Source organism: Arthrobacter nitrophenolicus (assembly GCF_045833485.1).
Lineage (GTDB): Bacteria > Actinomycetota > Actinomycetes > Actinomycetales > Micrococcaceae > Arthrobacter > Arthrobacter nitrophenolicus.
Genome location: NZ_CP174504.1, coordinates 1684629 through 1701259, shown reverse-complemented (window position 1 = coordinate 1701259; position 16631 = coordinate 1684629). Strand labels below are relative to the sequence as shown.

Annotated in this window: 15 protein-coding genes and 2 tRNA genes; 5 read left to right on the top strand and 12 right to left on the bottom strand. The window is 65.2% G+C overall.

All coding sequences use genetic code 11. The annotated features are described in order from the left end of the window. Positions 1-12 precede the first annotated feature (12 nt). Positions 13-1920 (top strand): Stk1 family PASTA domain-containing Ser/Thr kinase, encoded by a 1908-nt coding sequence (gene pknB, locus ACJJV6_RS07980; protein WP_009359546.1) that lies wholly within the window; start codon positions 13-15, stop codon positions 1918-1920. Here the strand turns inward: pknB and ACJJV6_RS07975 are convergent. Together ACJJV6_RS07975 and ACJJV6_RS07970 are read right to left on the bottom strand one after the other, a co-directional pair. Next, positions 1917-2558, bottom strand: a complete 642-nt coding sequence (locus ACJJV6_RS07975) for an aminodeoxychorismate/anthranilate synthase component II (protein ID WP_009359545.1) — start codon at positions 2556-2558, stop codon at positions 1917-1919. The genes pknB and ACJJV6_RS07975 overlap by 4 nt on opposite strands. 169 nt (positions 2559-2727) lie before the next feature. Beyond that, a complete protein-coding gene (locus ACJJV6_RS07970; RefSeq protein WP_407710276.1) occupies positions 2728-3531 on the bottom strand; it encodes a class E sortase in 804 nt (267 codons plus the stop codon). A 173-nt stretch (positions 3532-3704) separates the two neighbouring features. On the opposite strand from ACJJV6_RS07970, the gene ACJJV6_RS07965 reads away from it, so the two are divergent. After that, positions 3705-3956: a cell division protein CrgA gene (locus ACJJV6_RS07965; RefSeq protein WP_407710275.1), complete on the top strand. Its 252-nt coding sequence runs from the start codon at positions 3705-3707 to the stop codon at positions 3954-3956. Between the two features lie 43 nt (positions 3957-3999). Then, positions 4000-4617, top strand: a complete 618-nt coding sequence (locus ACJJV6_RS07960) for a DNA-3-methyladenine glycosylase I (RefSeq protein WP_407710274.1) — start codon at positions 4000-4002, stop codon at positions 4615-4617. A 175-nt stretch (positions 4618-4792) separates the two neighbouring features. Here ACJJV6_RS07960 and ACJJV6_RS07955 read toward each other — a convergent pair whose 3' ends face one another. The 3 genes from ACJJV6_RS07955 to ACJJV6_RS07945 form a co-directional block, all read right to left on the bottom strand. Further along, on the bottom strand, positions 4793-5266 hold the full coding sequence (locus ACJJV6_RS07955) for a carboxymuconolactone decarboxylase family protein (RefSeq protein ID WP_407710273.1): 474 nt from the start codon (positions 5264-5266) through the stop codon (positions 4793-4795). Between the two features lie 536 nt (positions 5267-5802). Beyond that, positions 5803-6681, bottom strand: a complete 879-nt coding sequence (locus ACJJV6_RS07950; protein WP_407710272.1) for a rhomboid family intramembrane serine protease — start codon at positions 6679-6681, stop codon at positions 5803-5805. Positions 6682-6690: 9 nt separating this feature from the next. Beyond that, positions 6691-7236: a peptidylprolyl isomerase gene (locus tag ACJJV6_RS07945; protein ID WP_009359538.1), complete on the bottom strand. Its 546-nt coding sequence runs from the start codon at positions 7234-7236 to the stop codon at positions 6691-6693. A 154-nt stretch (positions 7237-7390) separates the two neighbouring features. On the opposite strand from ACJJV6_RS07945, the gene ACJJV6_RS07940 reads away from it, so the two are divergent. Together ACJJV6_RS07940 and ACJJV6_RS07935 are read left to right on the top strand one after the other, a co-directional pair. Then, complete coding sequence (locus ACJJV6_RS07940; protein ID WP_407710271.1) at positions 7391-8380, top strand: hypothetical protein; 990 nt, start codon at positions 7391-7393, stop codon at positions 8378-8380. Positions 8381-8508: 128 nt separating this feature from the next. Next, positions 8509-9384, top strand: a complete 876-nt coding sequence (locus tag ACJJV6_RS07935) for a glycosyltransferase family 2 protein (protein ID WP_035753914.1) — start codon at positions 8509-8511, stop codon at positions 9382-9384. Here the strand turns inward: ACJJV6_RS07935 and ACJJV6_RS07930 are convergent, their stop codons facing one another. From ACJJV6_RS07930 to gyrB, 7 genes are all read right to left on the bottom strand, one after another. Beyond that, complete coding sequence (locus tag ACJJV6_RS07930) at positions 9385-10323, bottom strand: DMT family transporter (protein WP_407710270.1); 939 nt, start codon at positions 10321-10323, stop codon at positions 9385-9387. An 81-nt stretch (positions 10324-10404) separates the two neighbouring features. After that, positions 10405-10480 (bottom strand) — tRNA-Ala (locus ACJJV6_RS07925). Positions 10481-10552: 72 nt separating this feature from the next. Continuing rightward, positions 10553-10669 (bottom strand): DLW-39 family protein, encoded by a 117-nt coding sequence (locus ACJJV6_RS07920; RefSeq protein ID WP_235047105.1) that lies wholly within the window; start codon positions 10667-10669, stop codon positions 10553-10555. 70 nt (positions 10670-10739) lie between these two features. Beyond that, a tRNA-Ile gene (locus ACJJV6_RS07915) sits at positions 10740-10813 on the bottom strand. Positions 10814-10923: 110 nt separating this feature from the next. Next, a complete protein-coding gene (locus ACJJV6_RS07910) occupies positions 10924-11592 on the bottom strand; it encodes a DUF3566 domain-containing protein (RefSeq protein WP_354176137.1) in 669 nt (222 codons plus the stop codon). Continuing rightward, positions 11585-14263, bottom strand: a complete 2679-nt coding sequence (gene gyrA / locus ACJJV6_RS07905) for a DNA gyrase subunit A (protein WP_354176139.1) — start codon at positions 14261-14263, stop codon at positions 11585-11587. Before gyrA ends, ACJJV6_RS07910 begins: the two co-directional genes overlap by 8 nt. Before the next feature lie 54 nt (positions 14264-14317). After that, positions 14318-16402, bottom strand: a complete 2085-nt coding sequence (gyrB, locus tag ACJJV6_RS07900) for a DNA topoisomerase (ATP-hydrolyzing) subunit B (protein ID WP_354176141.1) — start codon at positions 16400-16402, stop codon at positions 14318-14320. Positions 16403-16631: the final 229 nt, after the last annotated feature.

Here is a 16631-nt window from a genome sequence, read left to right as displayed (position 1 = left end):
CCGCGCACCCCGATGCACCGGGAGGACAGCCTCCCGGTGGACAACCAGCGTGTCCTGAACGGCCGCTATGAACTGGGCGGCCTGATCGGCCGCGGTGGCATGGCTGACGTCTACCGGGGTACCGACACCCGGCTGGGGCGGACCGTGGCCATCAAGCTGCTGCGACCCGACCTGGCCCGGGACCCCCAGTTCCAGGCGCGGTTCAGGCGCGAGGCACAGGCGGTGGCGGCGCTGAACCATTCGTCCATTGTTGCCATCTACGACACCGGGGAACACACGGTCCCAGACGGTTCCGCCGAGTCCGTCCGCGTTCCCTACATCGTCATGGAATTCGTGGAGGGCAAGACCATCCGCGAGCTCATCCGCGCCAACAGCGTCACCATCGCCCAGGCCATCGATTATTGCCTGGGCGTCCTGGCAGCGCTGGAATACAGCCACAAGGCCGGGATTGTGCACCGCGACATCAAACCGGCCAACGTCATGTACTGCGAGGGCTCCGACTCGGTGAAGGTCATGGATTTCGGCATTGCCCGTGCCATGGCCGACTCCTCGGCCACCATGACGCAGACACAGGCTGTGGTGGGCACTGCCCAGTATTTGTCGCCGGAGCAGGCCCGGGGTGAAACGGTGGATGCGCGCAGCGACCTGTACTCCGCTGCCTGCCTGCTCTATGAAATGCTCACGTCCCGGCCGCCCTTCATCGGCGACAGCCCCGTCTCCGTGGCCTACCAGCACGTCAGGGAGATCCCGGAGCCCGCCAGCAGCGTAAATCCCGACGTTTCCCCGGCGCTGGACTCCGTCCTGGCCAAAGCCCTGCAGAAGAACCGTGAGGACAGGTTCCAGGACGCCGCCGCCTTCCGGCGCGCCCTCCGCGCGGCCAGGTCCGGGATTCCGGTCATGGCGGTCCCCGCCTCGGAGGCACCCACCGACCCCAACGACTACGTGCCGGCCGCGGCGCCGGCAACCCAGGCCTTCGCTGCCACCGGTGCGAGCTTCCTCGACGATGCCCCCACCGGCCGGCTGGCCGCCACCTCCGCATACCCTGACCGCGGCACAGCCGCCGTTCCCGCCGCCGAGGAGGAGGACCCGGCCCCGGCACCGCTGCCGTTGGGGTTCGCTCCGGAAAGCGAGCGGAGCACCCGGCAGACGTCCCGCCGTCGTGCGTGGATAGCCACCCTGGTTGTTGTCACCCTGCTGGTCCTCGCTGGCGGCGGCCTGTGGCTGTACAACACGGTGAACCGGCCCGCGCCCATCGTGCAGGTCCAGATTCCGGCCGTGGCCGGGATGACGGAGTCTGCGGCGTTGCAGGAACTGTACAAAGCGGACCTGCCGCCCAGGATTGTCCGGATGCAGCATGACACCGTTGCCAAGGGAACCGCCATCGGCACCGAACCGGCATCCGGTGCGTTGAACCCGGGCACGGAAGTGGTCCTGAACATCTCGGAAGGGCCCAGCGCCGTCAAGATTCCGGAGAGTCTTCCCGGCAAGACGGAGGCTGCTGCCCGGGACATGCTGCGTCAGAGCGGGCTGGTGGGCGCCCCGTCCACCACCACGGCCAACAGTGCCACCGTGCCGGCGGGAATCGTCATTACCACCAGCCCTGCCCCCGGCCAGATGGTGGGCGTGGGAACCACTGTTGAACTGGTGGTCTCCACTGGCAAGGTGGCAGTCCCCGAACTGCGCGGCCGCACGCGGGAGGAAGCCGAGGCTGCCCTCAAGGAGCTGGGCCTGGTCCCTAATGTCATCGAGGTGGAAAACGGCCAGGTGGAGGCCGGGCGCGTGACGGACCAGAGCGATGCCGTCAACGCCGCCGTGGAACAGGGCAAGACGGTCAGCATTGTGGTGGCCAAGGCGCCGCCTCCGCCGCCGTCACCCACCGCAACCCCAACGCCGACGGCGAGCCCCACCAAACGGGGCTAGTGCTGGATGAGCGGGCTCAGCTTGGCAGCCCGTGCCGCGGCGCCCTTCATGCCCAGCGACTCCAGCCAGTTGCCGAGCATCTGGTAGCCGCCCTCGGTCAGGACCGATTCGGGGTGGAACTGGACGCCGCACAGCGGGGCGGTCCGGTGCTGGAGTCCCATCACCACGCCCGAGGCCGTCTGGGCAGTGACTTCCAGGACGTCCGGAATGGTTTCCCGGACTGCCGCCAGGGAGTGGTAGCGGGTGGCCGTGACGGGGGAGGGGAGTCCTGCGAAAACACTGGTGCCGATGTGTTCCACCAGGGAGGTCTTGCCGTGCATCAGCTCCGGGGCATGCGTCACCTTCCCGCCGAAAGCCTCGGCCAGCGCCTGGTGGCCCAGGCAGACCCCGAACATGGGGACGCTGTTTTCCCCGCACCACTTGATCAGTTCGATGCAGACACCTGCCTCGGCCGGGTTGCCCGGGCCGGGTGAGATCAGGACGCCGTCGCGGGTGCTGGCCAGCTCGATGGCCTCGGCGAGGGTGACATCGTCGTTGCGGACCACGGTGGTCTCGGCGCCGAGCTCCTGGAGGTAGCCCACCAGGGTGTAGACGAAGCTGTCGTAGTTATCCACCACGAGGATCTTGGTTGTGGTCATGGCTGGCTTGCTGCACCAATCGTTGAGTCAGTGAACTGGGTGTACTCGGACATCCACGGAAAAAGGAACTGGACCATCAATACCAGTGCAACGGCAATGAGTACCAGCGAGGTGACGATCCGCAGCCACAAAGGCCCTGGCAGGTGGCGGAAAATCCATCCGTACATGCTCAGCCCTTCCCGACCGCTGCCGCCACCTGGGCGGCGATTTCCGCCGGCGGGCCTGCCGAGGCGGGCCGCCAGCTGTCCAGCAGGGCGTAGGCGATGATGCGTTCTTCCGCCCCGAAACGCGGGTTGCAGCTGGTCATGGTGAGGTAGCTTTCCGTGGGTGTGACGCCGGGCAGGGTTGGCACCGGCTCCAGGACGTCGGTACGGCTGGGCATCACTATCTGGTTGTTGCGGAAGACGTACACGTAGTAGCCGTCTTTGGTCTGCACGTAGATCTTGTCGCCGGGAACCAGGGTATGGATGTTGTCCAGCACGGCGCCGTGCGTCTGCCGGTGGCCGGCGACGGCGAAGTTGCCCACCGCTCCGGGCATGGCCGTGGTGGCGTAATGGCCCAGGCCCAGGGTGTCCAGGACGTCGCTGGTGGTGCCCTGCACGATGGGCCGCGTGTAGCTGGGGCCAAACCGGGGGATGTACATGATGCCGATGGTTCCGGCGTGGCCGGGGGCGGCTCCCACCACCGGCGGACCGAAATCCTCGGCAGGCGCGGGCGCGCCTGTTTCCTGCGGTGCGGGGGCCGGCGGGCTGCCGAGGTCCTGGTTTCCGAGGTCCTTGGCGAATTCCTTGATGACTTGGCTCTGCCGCGCGTCCGATTCCACGTTGGTCCACCACAGCTGCCAGGCGACGAACAACAGGAGGATGATGCCTGCGGTGATGAGGAGTTCGCCGAGTACCTGGATGGTTATGCGGACTATTCCGACGCCGGCAGCCGGCGCAGCGGCGGGCCTCGCCTTCTCCTGCAATACCACGCGTTCTCCTCGGGGCGGTTCCGCTGGGCACCGGCGGCCCAGGAAGTCCGGCTAGAATTGGCTGCTAGTAAGAATCCAGATTTGTCCAAGATCGCGCAGACCGCTGGCAATTTCCTTCTTGCAGGATATCAAGCCCGGGACGCCGAGCTTGCCCACCCTGCCAAGGAGAGCCAGTGCCCGAGTCAAAGCCGCGCAAGAAGACTGCCAGCACCGTCCAGTCGGCCTCCCCGCAGGCTTACAAACCGAACCCTGTCTGGTTCAAGCCCGTTATGTTCGGGTTGATGATCATCGGGCTGTTCTGGATCATCACGTACTACATCAGCGAGGGTCTCTTCCCGGTCCAGGCCTGGGGCTCCTGGAACATCGTGGCCGGCTTCGGCATTGCCATCGTCGGCTTCCTGATGACCACCCGCTGGCGCTCCTAGGCCTTCTTCTCCAAAAATTCTTCACGGCCCCAGGAGGAACCGGATGGCTGCCGACACTGCCGGCTCAGTGATAATCGGCGACGACGGCCTGGCCCGCCCGGCCTGGGCTGCGTCGGATCCGTTGCTCCGGGAGTACTACGACCAGGAGTGGGGCCTTCCGGTGACCGACGAGCACGGTCTTTACGAACGGATCTGCCTGGAAGGTTTCCAGGCCGGGCTTTCCTGGGCAACCATCCTGCGCAAGCGGCCGGCCTTCCGCACCGCCTTTGAGGGCTTCAATCCGGATGCGGTAGCGCTGTTCACCGCCGCCGACGTGGAGCGGCTCCTGCAGGATCCCGGCATCGTCAGGAACCGCATGAAGATCCTCGCCACCATCAAGAATGCCCGGGCCACCGTTGCCCTGAGGAAAGAGGGCGGCCTGGTGGACTTCGTGTGGCAGTTCCGTCCCGTGTCCACCCCACGTCCGGTGGTCCACACCGATATTCCCACCCAGTCCGAAGAATCGGTGGCACTCTCAAAGGCCCTCCGCAAAAAGGGGTTCTCCTTCGTTGGACCCACCACCATGTTCGCCCTGATGGAGGCCATTGGCATGGTGGACACCCACCTCCTGGACAGCCACCGCCGGGGCTCGTCCGGAGTGTGGCAGGAACCAGCCCGATAGGACCTTCTCCCCAGCTGTTGGCAAAGTTATCCACAGTGTTGAAAACCTGCGGATAACGCTGGGGAGTACCGGCCCTCCGGCCCCCACTGGGGCCAGCAGTCAAAACCTGCCCCCGCCATGCGGTTATTAACAGTGTGGAATACCCTGTGGATAATCGCCGCTGTGGAAGGTGCGGCTAGCTTTCCTGGCGGTCGCGCCGGACCGGATGGTGGCTCACGATGGAGATGCGGTTGAACGCGTTCATGCTGACCGCCACCCAGCTGACCACCGAGAATTCCTCTTCCGTCAGGGACTTGCGTGCCATTCCTTCCTCCTGCTCACGGAGCTGCTGGCCGGGGAGTTCAGTGATGCTCTCCACAAGGGCCAGCGCGGCACGCTCCTTCTCGGTGAACAACGCTGTGTCCCGCCATGCCGGCAGCACAGCCAGGCGCTGGGATGTTTCCCCGGCCTCGAGTGCTTCCCGGACATGGAGGTCCAGGCAATAGGCACAGCCGTTGATCTGGGAAATACGCACATTGAGGAGTTCCAGGGTCCTGGCGTCTATTCCGGCGTCCGCGGCAGCTTCCTTGACCTTCAGGGCCAGCCCGTTGATGGCGCGCCAGACAGCAGGATGCTGCTTGTCGAGGAAGATGTGCTGCGTGGTGGTCAAGGAAGACCTCCTGGAGGGGCGGGATTGCGGAACAGGGGCACTTGAAGCTTATCCACTTACCAACATTCCAATACCCACAAGTTATCCACAGCTGTGGAAACCATTTGGGGATTATCGGCCAGGAAAGGCCTGCACACTGGGATGCAGGGCGGGAAAGCATCCTGAACTACATCGGCGGAAGTTATTAACAGTGTGCATAAGAGTGTTGAAAGGACCGCCTGCTACAGCCTTCAGTGCCCTGAGAGCCAAGATATCCAAGGCTTTATCCACAAATCTCCGAAAAATACTCAGTTTGTCCACTTAAGCACAGGGCTATCCCCAAGAGTTATCCACAGATGTGGAGAAAGGCGCCCCGCGTGGTGGAAACATCCCGGAAAGCGGACGCTGGCGCAGAAGTCAGGCATGAATGACAGGCATGTAAGTTATTAACACTGTGGATAAGGCCTGTGGAAAACGAAAACCCCCGGCACCCTGTGTGGGTGCCGGGGGTCATGAGCCGTGTCCGGGATTGTGGGCCGTGCCCGGTGCGGGTCCAGCTAAAGCGCGACGCGTAGCCAGGCTGCGAGGGCGAGGATGACCAGCACAGCCGCCAGTCCTGCTGCCTGGATCAAGCCCTGGCGCGGACCACGCGGGGTGTAGGCGAGGACTGCAGCGCAGAGCCCGCCTGCGACCAGGCCGCCCAGGTGCGCCTGCCAGGCGATCTGGGGGATCACGAAGCCAATCACTCCATTGATGGCGATCAGTACCCACAGCTGGCGGGTGTCGCCTCCCCGGTGGCGCTGCACCAGCAGCATGGCACCGAAGAGCCCGAAGATCGCCCCGGAGGCACCGACAACACCATAGAGGGGCCTGCCCGGTTCATAGAGGGGGGTCAGCAGAAGGTAGCCGACCGAGCCGCCAATGGCGGAGATCAGGTAGAGGGCGAGGAACCTCGCGCGCCCCAGCAGCGGCTCCAGCGCCTGCCCGAACGCCCACAGCATGTACATGTTCAGCACAATGTGGAGGATGAAGCCCTGCGAGTGGAGGAATGCTGCGGTGAGCATCCGCCACGGTTCAAACTGGTTCCAGCGGGGCTCCGCATAGATATTGGCGAAACCCAGGGTCTGGTAAATGGCGTCATTGGGGACCAGCCACTGCAGGACGTAGAGGACTGCGCAGACGGCGATGATCCCGAACGTCACCCTGGGCTTGCCGGCCGCGACGGCGCCGCCATAGACGGTCCGTACCTCCGGCGCCGCACGCTGTGCCTCGTTGACGCAGTCGACGCATTGGAATCCGACGGCGGCCGCCCGCTGGCAGTCGGGGCACGCGGGGCGCCCGCACCGCTGGCAGCGAACATATGAGGGCCGGTCAGGGTGCCGGGGGCATACCGGGACCTGGGCGGACGGCTCAGCCGACGGAATTCCGTAACTCATGGTGTGGTGTTACAGCTGCTCGATATCGATGCTGTTGATGGTGACATCCTCCACGGGGCGGTCACCCATGCCGGTGCGGACGCCTTCGATGGCGTCGACAACCTTCTTGGATTCCTCGTCAGCCACTTCGCCGAAGATGCTGTGCTTGCCCTGGAGCCAGTCGGTGGGGATGGTGGTGATGAAGAACTGGGATCCGTTGGTGCCCTTGCCCATCTGGATGCCGGCGTTGGCCATGGCCAGCTTGTAGGGCTGGTTGAAGCTGAGCTCGGGGTGGATTTCGTCGTCGAACCGGTAGCCCGGTCCGCCGGTGCCGCGGCCCAGCGGGTCGCCGGCCTGGATCATGAAGTCTTTGATGATGCGGTGGAAAATCGTCCCGTTGTACAGCGGAGTGCCGGTCTTGTCCTCGCCGGTCTCCGGGTGGGTCCACGCCTGCTCGCCGGTGGCGAGGCCGATGAAGTTCTTGACGGTCTTGGGCGCGTGGTTGCCGAAGAGGTTAACCACGATGTCGCCGAGGCTCGTGTGGATGGTTGCTTTTGCGGTTGCGATTGCAGTCATAGGCCCCATTCTTCCACGCCGGTCCCTGCCGGTCGCGGCCGCTGCAGCAGTTCCGCGCTGGGTGAAATCGCCCTAAAATCCGCGGTGGGAATAGCAGGTGAACTTCAAGCCACGTAGGCTAACCACAGACCGTCACATTAATCGGGAGGTAGTTGTGAAGAAATCGGATCGTATTGCCCGTGACCTTGAGCTGTCAGTCATTGAGGCAGTAGAAAATGCCAAGGATTGGGCCGCCCCCCGCGTGGAAGCAGCTGTGGACTGGGCGGTTCCACGCCTCCAGCACAGCCTGGACACCGCTTCTCCCAAGATCCAGGAAGGGCTGAAGTCAGCGGCGCACAACCTGGCGGACGGGGTGGCCACCGTGACCCCCCGGATCCAGGACGGACTGGCACAGCTCGCCCCGAAGATCAACGACGCCGTCGAGGGTGCCTCCCCGCGTCTCCACGAGGCGCTAGACAAGGCCACCCCGGTGGTCCTGAACGCCCGCGACCGCGTTGTGGTGGAGTACCTTCCCCGCCTGTCGGACCAGATCGGCCACGCGTCCGAGGCTGTCCACCGCACCCTTGAGGGCACTCCGGCCCGGGTGGATGCGGTGGCACAGAAGCTCGGCGACGTTGGCATCATCCACGCCATCCAGGAGCAGGCACAGGCCACCGGCACCCAGCTGAAGGCAGCCGCAGCGGAAGCCGGCCGCACCGTTGGCATCGAACTCGCCCAGCCGAAGCCCAAGAAGCAGCGCGGCTGGCTGGTCTTCGGCGTCATCGCCGCGGCAGTGGCTGCCGGTGTTGCCGCCTGGAAGGCCTCCAAGCCCGTGGAGGACCCGTGGAAGACACCTTCCCCGGTGACCCCGGCCCCGACTCCGGCGCCGGTTTCTGCCGCCACCGTCAACGAGGTCAAGGAAACCACGGTTGACGCCGCGGACAAGGCGGGCGCAGCCTCGGCTTCGGCCGCCGCTGCGGGTGGGGACAAGGTCTCCGATGGTGCGGACACCGTCAAGGACAAGGCAGGGGATGCTGCAGACAAGGCCAAGCACGTGGCCGAGGACGCCGCCGAAACCACGGCCAAGATTGCAACTGACGCGAAGACTGCCACCAAGAACATCGCCGCAAACATGAACGGGGACAAGGGCGCCAGCCAGGCCTAGTTACCCGCACACACCGCGAAGGGGTTCCGTTCCAGGACGGGGCCCCTTCTGCGTCTGCGGACGCGGCAGGGGGCGGACGCTGGTTCCCGTCCCGGACGCGGCATCCCCGCGGTGCTAGATTTGAAGTGATGTCAGCCGATCAACCCCTTGGGGATGCCTTGAACGACGCAGCCGAGCTGCCCCGCGTGTCCATCGTCATCCCGGCGTACAACGAGGAGGGCGTCATCCGGCAGTGCCTCATCGCTGCCATCTACCAGTCCGTCCCGGCGCACGAGATCATCGTGGTGGACAACCTCTCGAAGGACCGGACCGCCGACATTGTCCGGCAGATGCAGCTCGAGTATCCGGAGAGCCCTGTCATCCTGCTGAGCCAGGACCGCGAGCAGGGCCTGATTCCCACACGTAACTTCGGCCTGGACCACGCCACGGGCGACGTCCTGGGACGGATCGACGCCGATTCCGTCCTGGAACCGGACTGGGTGGAGCAGGTGCAGAAGGCGTTCCTTGACCAGTCGGTGCAGGCAGCCACGGGCCCGGTGGTCTATTACGACATGCCGATGCGCCGGTTCGGACTGAAGGCGGACGACAAGATGCGCCAGCTCATGCTCAAGCTGGCCAAGCACCAGTACCACTTCCTGTTCGGCTCCAACATGGCGCTGCGCGCCTCCGCGTGGGAGACCATCCGGGCCGAAACCTGCCGGGATGAGAAAGACGAGATGCACGAGGACATCGACCTGTCCCTGCACCTGGCCGACCACGAGCTCAAAGTGCAGTACTGTGCCCAGATGGTGTCCGGGATGTCGGCGCGCAGGCTGGAGGATTCACCGCGGGACTACCGCTACTACGTGACCCGGTTCGACCGCACCTACAAGGCGCACAACGTCAAGAAGATGGCCTTGAAGGCCCCGATGGTGGTCTTCTTCTCCGTGTATTTCCCGGCCAAGCTCCTGCGCGCCATCCACACCGTGAACACGGCGCAGCCGGTCCGCCGCGGCGGCCAGTAGCTAGTCCGTCCCCAGCTCCGCCAGCCGGTCCGACGGCGGCTCCTGCCCACGAGCGGCAGGGCGCCTGCCGGCCCTTCCGGGCTTCTGGCCCAGGACGACGACGGCGAGCCCCGCCAGGATCAGGCCCAACCCGGCGTACGTGCCGGCCGGCAGGGTCTCCCCGAGGAACAGCGCGGCAAGCAGCGCAGCACCTGGTATTTCGAGAAGGATAATCATCGACACCAGGAGCGGGCTCATGGTGGCCAGCAGGTGGTTGAACGCCGTGTGCCCCACCAGCTGTGCACAGACTGTGATGGCCGCGATGCCAAGCCACCCTGCGGCCTCGAATCCGGCCAGCGGCTGTCCGGCCACGAGCGCCAGTAACGCCACCAGGGCGGCGCAAACCCCGTAGCAGAGCGTGGTGTAGGTGCTGGTGGTCATGTTCTGCCGCGCTTTGCCGCCAGCGAGCGTGTAGAGGCCGGCCAGGGCGCCTCCGGCCACGGCGAGCAAGTCTCCCAGCAGGGCCTGCGGCGACGATCCCATGTCAAAGCCCGTGATGGCCACGACGCCGGCAAACGCTGTGCCCAGCCCGGCCAGGACCTGCCAGTGGTGCCGGACGCCGCGGAACAGCTGGAACACTGCGATCCAGGCCGACTGCAGGCAGACCAGGGCCGTGGCGGCGGCAACCGACGTCAGCTGGAGCGAGGTGATGAAGCAGGCGAAGTGCAGGGCCAGGGCGGCGGCCGCCAGCAGGGACCAGGCGAAGTCCCTGCGGGTTATCCTGCGGAACTGGCGGGGTTCCTGGATAAGGGTGGGTGCGGCCATCACGGCGGCGGCAATGGCGTTCCGCCAGAAGGCGATGGCGAGGGCACTGACGCTGGTGGCGCCGAGCGTGGCGGCAATCAGCGGACCCGAGGAGGCAACGCCCAGGACGCCCATGGCCGCGAGGAAGAAGGTCACTGCTCCACCCTATGGTGCTTCGTGATGGTGGGGACAAAGCAAAAGTCCCGGCCCGCGTTTCCGCGGACCGGGACTTTCTTATGGTGGAGGCACGGGGACTCGAACCCCGAACCCCCTGCTTGCAAAGCAGGTGCGCTACCAATTGCGCCATGCCCCCATAAGAAGCAACCCGTCAATCATACCCTAGAACCGGAGAGCCATTTACCGGCTTCCAGCCCAGGCGCCTCGGCTAGTCAACCGAATCGGTGGACTCGCTCCAGACAGTTTTCCGGGCTTCGGATTCCTGTGCCTTGCGGTAGACCAGGATGCCTGCGATTGCAGCTGCAAGTACCAGCAACTTCTTCACATGCTCCCCGTTCCGGTCCGGCTGCGGGCTAACCCGAACCAAACCTCCACTTGAACCTGCACAGGTTCCGTGGGCGTACCAGGACTTGAACCTGGGACCTCTTCGTTATCAGCGAAGCGCTCTAACCGCCTGAGCTATACGCCCCGATGCCTCATCGGGCCGAGACATGACTTTACAGCACATCCCGGCCCGATCTCAAATCGGGCGTTTCCGCCGGTCCGGGACCGGCGGAAACGGGACCTAGGGAACCAGATCTAGTCGTCGGTGAGGGTGACGCCGATGCCGCCCACCAGGGTGGCCGAGATGTTGTAGAGCACGGCGGACAGCATGGAGAGTGCGGTCAGCAGGACCACGTTCACCACGGCGATGATGGTGGCAAAGGATGCCACCTGGCCCAGGGAGGCCACCTTCTTCAATTCGAAGCCGCCGCCTTCGGTACCGGCCAGGGTGCCGAGCAGGCTGTCCACCTGGTCGAAGATGCCGGTAAGGTCCAGGACGGTCCACAGGACAATGGCAGCCACCACGGTAACGATGCCCAGGGCCACGGACAGCAGGAAGGCCATCTTCAGGACGGACCAGGGGTCAACCTTGCTGATCAGCAGCCTGGCGCGCCGCACCTTGGCCTTGGGGGCGGGCTTGACCAGCCCGGGAGTGCCCTGCCCCGGAGCACCTGCCGGACGCTGCCCGCCGGTGGCGGGCCGGGAACCCTGCGCGGGCCGCTGTCCCGGCTGGGCCGGTTGACCCTGGGACGGACCTTGGGCGGGGCGCTGGCCGGGCACGGCCGGGCGCTGGCCCGGGGCGGCGGCAGGCGCTGCCGGCCGCTGCTGCGGACGAACCGGGGCGTTCACGCGGGGAGCGGCTGAGGGCCGGTTTCCGTCGGGAACAGTGCTGCTCGGCTTGGGAAATGAGTCGGGATTACTCACTCGTTACCTCCGTGGTGTCTTCGTTCGGCTCAGCGTCGCCCGAGGCGTCCTCTGACTCAACGGCCGGTGATTCGTCTGCCATTCCTGGCCCGGCGGACTCCCCAGGGGCCCCGCCATCTTCAGCCAACGTTACGTCATCCTCCGGCGATTCCTCGCCCTCAAGGCCCCGTTCACTGTTGCGTGCCACTTCGATGATCCGGTCGTTCTTGTCCGGCTTGGCGAAGATGACGCCCATGGTGTCGCGCCCCTTGGCGGGGACGCCGGCCACCGAGGACCGGACAACCTTGCCGCCCTCCATGACCACCAGCACTTCATCTTCCTCCTGGACGATGAGTGCTCCCACCAGGTCGCCGCGTTCCTCCGCCAGCTTGGCCACCTTGATGCCCAGGCCGCCGCGGCCCTGCAGGCGGTATTCCTCCACGGCGGTCCGCTTGGCGTAGCCGCCCTCGGTCACGATGAACACATAGGAACCGTCGGTGACCACGTTGGCGGCCAGCAGCTCGTCGTCCTCACGGAACTTCATGCCGGTCACGCCGGAGGTGGCCCTGCCCATGGGCCGGAGCGCATCCTCGGTGGCGGTGAAGCGGATGGACTGGCCCTTGCGGGAAACCAGCAGCAGGTCGTCTGTCTCGGACACCAGCTGCGCGGACACCAGTTCGTCGCCGTCGCGCAGGTTGATGGCGATGACGCCGGCGGACCGGTTGGTGTCGTAGTCCTCCAGCCGGGTCTTCTTCACCAGGCCGCGCTTGGTGGCGAGGACCAGGTAGGGGGCCTGCTGGTAGTCCTTGAGGTCAAGCACCTGGGCGATGTGTTCGTCGGGCTGGAAGGCCATCAGGTTGGCCACGTGCTGGCCCTTGGCGTCACGTCCGGCTTCCATCAGCTCGTAGGCCTTGGCGCGGTACACCCGGCCCAGGTTTGTGAAGAACAGGAGCCAGTGGTGCGTGGTGGTGACGAAGAAGTGTTCCACCACGTCGTCGCCGCGGAGCTGGGCACCCTTGATGCCCTTGCCGCCGCGTTGCTGGGACCGGTAGTTGTCGCTGCGGGTGCGCTTGACGTAGCCGCCGCGGGTGATGGTGACCACCATCTCCTCTTCGGGGATGAGGTCCTCCATGGACATGTCGCCGTCGTAGCCCATGAGGATCTTGGTGCGCCGGTCGTCGCCGTGCTTGTCCACGATCTCGCCGAGTTCGGTGCTGATGATTTCCCGCTGGCGCTGTTCGGAGCCCAGGATCTCGTTGTATTCGGCGATGAGTGCTTCGAGTTCCGCGTGCCGGTCCTGGATCTTCTGGCGTTCCAGGGCGGCGAGGCGGCGCAGCTGCATGTCCAGGATGGCCCGGGCCTGGAGCTCGTCAATGTCCAGCAGTTCCATCAGGCCGTCGCGTGCCGCCTCGGTGGTGCTGGAGGCACGGATGAGGGCGATGACCTCATCGAGCATGTCCAGTGCCTTGAGCAGGGCGCGGAGGATGTGTGCTTCCTCCTCCGCCTTCCGCAGCCGGTAGCGGGTCCGGCGGGCGATGACGTCCAGCTGGTGCGTGACCCAGTGCCGGATGAAGGCGTCCAGGCTCAGGGTGCGCGGTACACCGTCAACGATGGCAAGCATGTTGGCGGAGAAGTTGCTCTGCAGTTCGGTGTGCTTGTAGAGGTTGTTCAGCACAACCTTGGGCACGGCATCCCGCTTGAGGACGATCACCAGGCGCTGGCCGGTGCGGCCGGACGTCTCGTCCCGGAGGTCGGCGATGCCCTGGATCTTGCCGTCCTTGACCAGTTCGGCGATCTTGATGGCCAGGTTGTCCGGGTTCGCCTGGTAAGGCAGTTCGGTGACCACCAGGCAGGTGCGGCCCTGCAGTTCCTCGACGTTCACCACGGCACGCATGGTGATGGAGCCGCGGCCCGTCCGGTAGGCGTCCTCGATGCCCTTATGGCCCAGGATGGTGGCGCCGGTGGGGAAATCGGGGCCCTTGACGCGCAGCAGGAGCTGCTCCAACAGGTCCTCGCGGCTCGCGCCCGGGTTGGACAGGTACCACTGCACGCCGTCGGCCACTTCCCGCAGGTTGTGCGGCGGAATGTTGGTGGCCATGCCGACGGCGATGCCGGACGAGCCGTTAACCAGCAGGTTGGGGAACCGCGCCGGCAGGATGGTGGGTTCCTGGTTCTTGCCGTCGTAGTTGTCCTGGAAGTCGACGGTTTCCTCGTCAATGTCCCGGACCATCTCCATAGCCAGCGGGGCCATCTTGGTTTCGGTGTAACGCGGGGCGGCCGCGCCGTCGTTCCCCGGGGAGCCGAAGTTTCCCTGGCCCAGCGCCAGCGGGTAGCGCATGGTCCAGTCCTGGATCAGGCGGACCAGGGCATCGTAGATGGCGGTGTCGCCGTGGGGGTGGTACTGGCCCATGACCTCGCCCACCACACGGGCGCATTTGTTGAAGGAACGGTCGGGGCGGTAGCCGCCGTCGAACATTGCGTAGAGCACGCGGCGGTGGACGGGCTTGAGCCCGTCACGGACGTCGGGAAGGGCACGGCCCACGATAACGGCCATGGCGTAGTCCAGGTAGGACCGCTGCATTTCCGTCTGCAGGTCAACCTGCTCCACGCGGTCAACCAGCACGTCGCCCTCAAGAACGGTGTCCGGGTTTCCGGCGTCGGGAGCCGGGTTCTCGGGTGTTTCGTCGCTCATTTATTTATTTCCGTTTCAGGTATATGTCGAAGTCCGAATATCTTGGGCAGTGCCCTAGATATCCAGGAACCTGACGTCCTTGGCGTTCTGCTGGATGAAGTTCCGGCGGGACTCCACGTCTTCGCCCATGAGGACGGAGAAGATCTGGTCCGCGGCGAGGGCGTCGTCCATAGTGACCTGCAGCAGCGTCCGGTTGTCCGGGTCCATGGTGGTGTCCCACAGCTCGGTGTAGTCCATCTCGCCCAGGCCCTTGTAGCGCTGGATGCCGTTGTCCTTGGGGATCCTGCGGCCCGCGGCCTGGCCGGCCACCAGCTTGGCGTCGCGTTCGCGGTCGCTGTAGACGTAGTCGTGCGCCGCGTTGGACCACTTGATGCGGTACAGCGGCGGCTGTGCCAGGTACACGTAGCCGTTCTCGATCAGGGGACGCATGTAGCGGAAGAGCAGCGTCATCAGGAGGGTGGTGATGTGCTGGCCGTCCACGTCGGCATCGGCCATCAGGACGATCTTGTGGTACCGGAGCTTGGAGAGGTCGAAGTCCTCGCCGATGCCGGTGCCGAAGGCGGTGATCATGGACTGGACTTCGGCGTTGCCCAGGGCTTTGTCCAGGCGGGCGCGCTCCACGTTGAGGATCTTTCCGCGCAGCGGCAGGATCGCCTGGGTCTCGGGATTGCGCCCGCGCTTGGCGGAACCGCCTGCCGAGTCACCCTCCACGATGTAGACCTCGCACTTCTCCGGATCCTTGGAGGAGCAGTCCGAGAGCTTTCCGGGCATGCCGAACGATTCCAGCGGGCTCTTGCGGCGCGCGTTGTCGCGTGCCTTCCGCGCCGCCATGCGGGCCTGCGCGGCGGAGATGGCCTTCCGGATCACGTCGCGGGCCGGGCCGGGGTTGCGTTCCAGCCAGTCACCCAGGCCGTCGGTGACCACGCGCTGGACGAAGCCCTTGACCTCGGAGTTGCCGAGTTTGGTCTTGGTCTGGCCCTCGAACTGGGGCTCGGACAGTTTGACCGAAATGACGGCTGTCAGGCCTTCACGGATGTCGTCACCGGTGAGGTTGTCGTCCTTTTCCTTGATGATGCTCTTCTCGCGCGCATAGCGGTTGATCAGCGAGGTCAGGGCGGCGCGGAAACCCTCTTCGTGGGTTCCGCCCTCGTGGGTGTTGATGGTGTTGGCGTAGGTGTGGACGCTTTCGGAGTAGGCGCTGGTCCACTGCATCGCCATTTCCACGGCGATCTTGCGCTCGGTGTCCTCGGTTTCGAAGGCGATGACGTCCTCGTGGACCACATCCACCTTCTTGCCGGAGTTCAGGTGCTTGACGTAGTCCAGCAGGCCGTCGTCGTACTGGTACACCACGGTCCGGTGTTCGGCACTGACCTCGCCCTCGGTGGCGATGGCATCAAGGTCCAGGTCGGCGTCGGCGTCGTCAGCGGCAGGCGTGCGCTCATCCGTCAGCGTGATGCGCAGGCCCTTGTTGAGGAACGCCATCTGCTGGAAACGGGCACGGAGGGTCTCGAAATCGAACTCGGTGGTCTCGAAGATTTCCGGGTCCGGGTAGAACGTCTGGCTGGTACCGGTGCGGTCCGTTTCCTCGCCCTTGACCAGGCTGCCCTGGGGCTTTCCGCCGTTGGCAAAGGACATGCGCCAGACGTGGCCCTGCCGTCGGACCTCTGTGTCCACCCGGCTGGACAGCGCGTTGACGACGGAGATGCCCACGCCGTGGAGGCCGCCGGACACGGCGTAACCGCCGCCACCGAACTTGCCACCGGCGTGCAGGATGGTCATGACCACTTCGACGGTGGGCTTGTGCTCGGTGGGGTGCATGTCCACGGGAATACCGCGGCCGTCATCCACAACCTTGACGCCGCCGTCGGCCTGGAGGACCACCTCGATGTGCGTGCAGTAGCCGGCGAGGGCTTCGTCGACGGAGTTGTCCACCACTTCGTAGACCAGGTGGTGGAGCCCCCGCGGGCCGGTGGAGCCGATGTACATGCCGGGACGTTTCCGGACGGCTTCCAGACCTTCAAGGACAGTGATGTCGCTGGCCCCGTATTCGCGCGGCTTAGCAGATTCCGCCGGAGTATCAGGCGTACGGGCATCCTCGACTACGGGTTCAACTGCCAGATCTGTATTGTCGTTAGCCACAGGCGCTGTCGACTCCTCTGTTCTCGATGATGGCCGGCTGATTCCTCCTCCATCCGGAAAAGGCACCCGCCAACAGGCACAAACTTATGGCGCGGGTGGCTTGCTGACGGTGGGGGTCCGCACCCGTGTGCTGAAAGCACCCGGGTGCGGACGCAGTCAACGTTTCACCCGCGCCCAGTTATCTACAACGATTCTACCGGGAAACAGCCCATATTCCCGCATTCCGGGG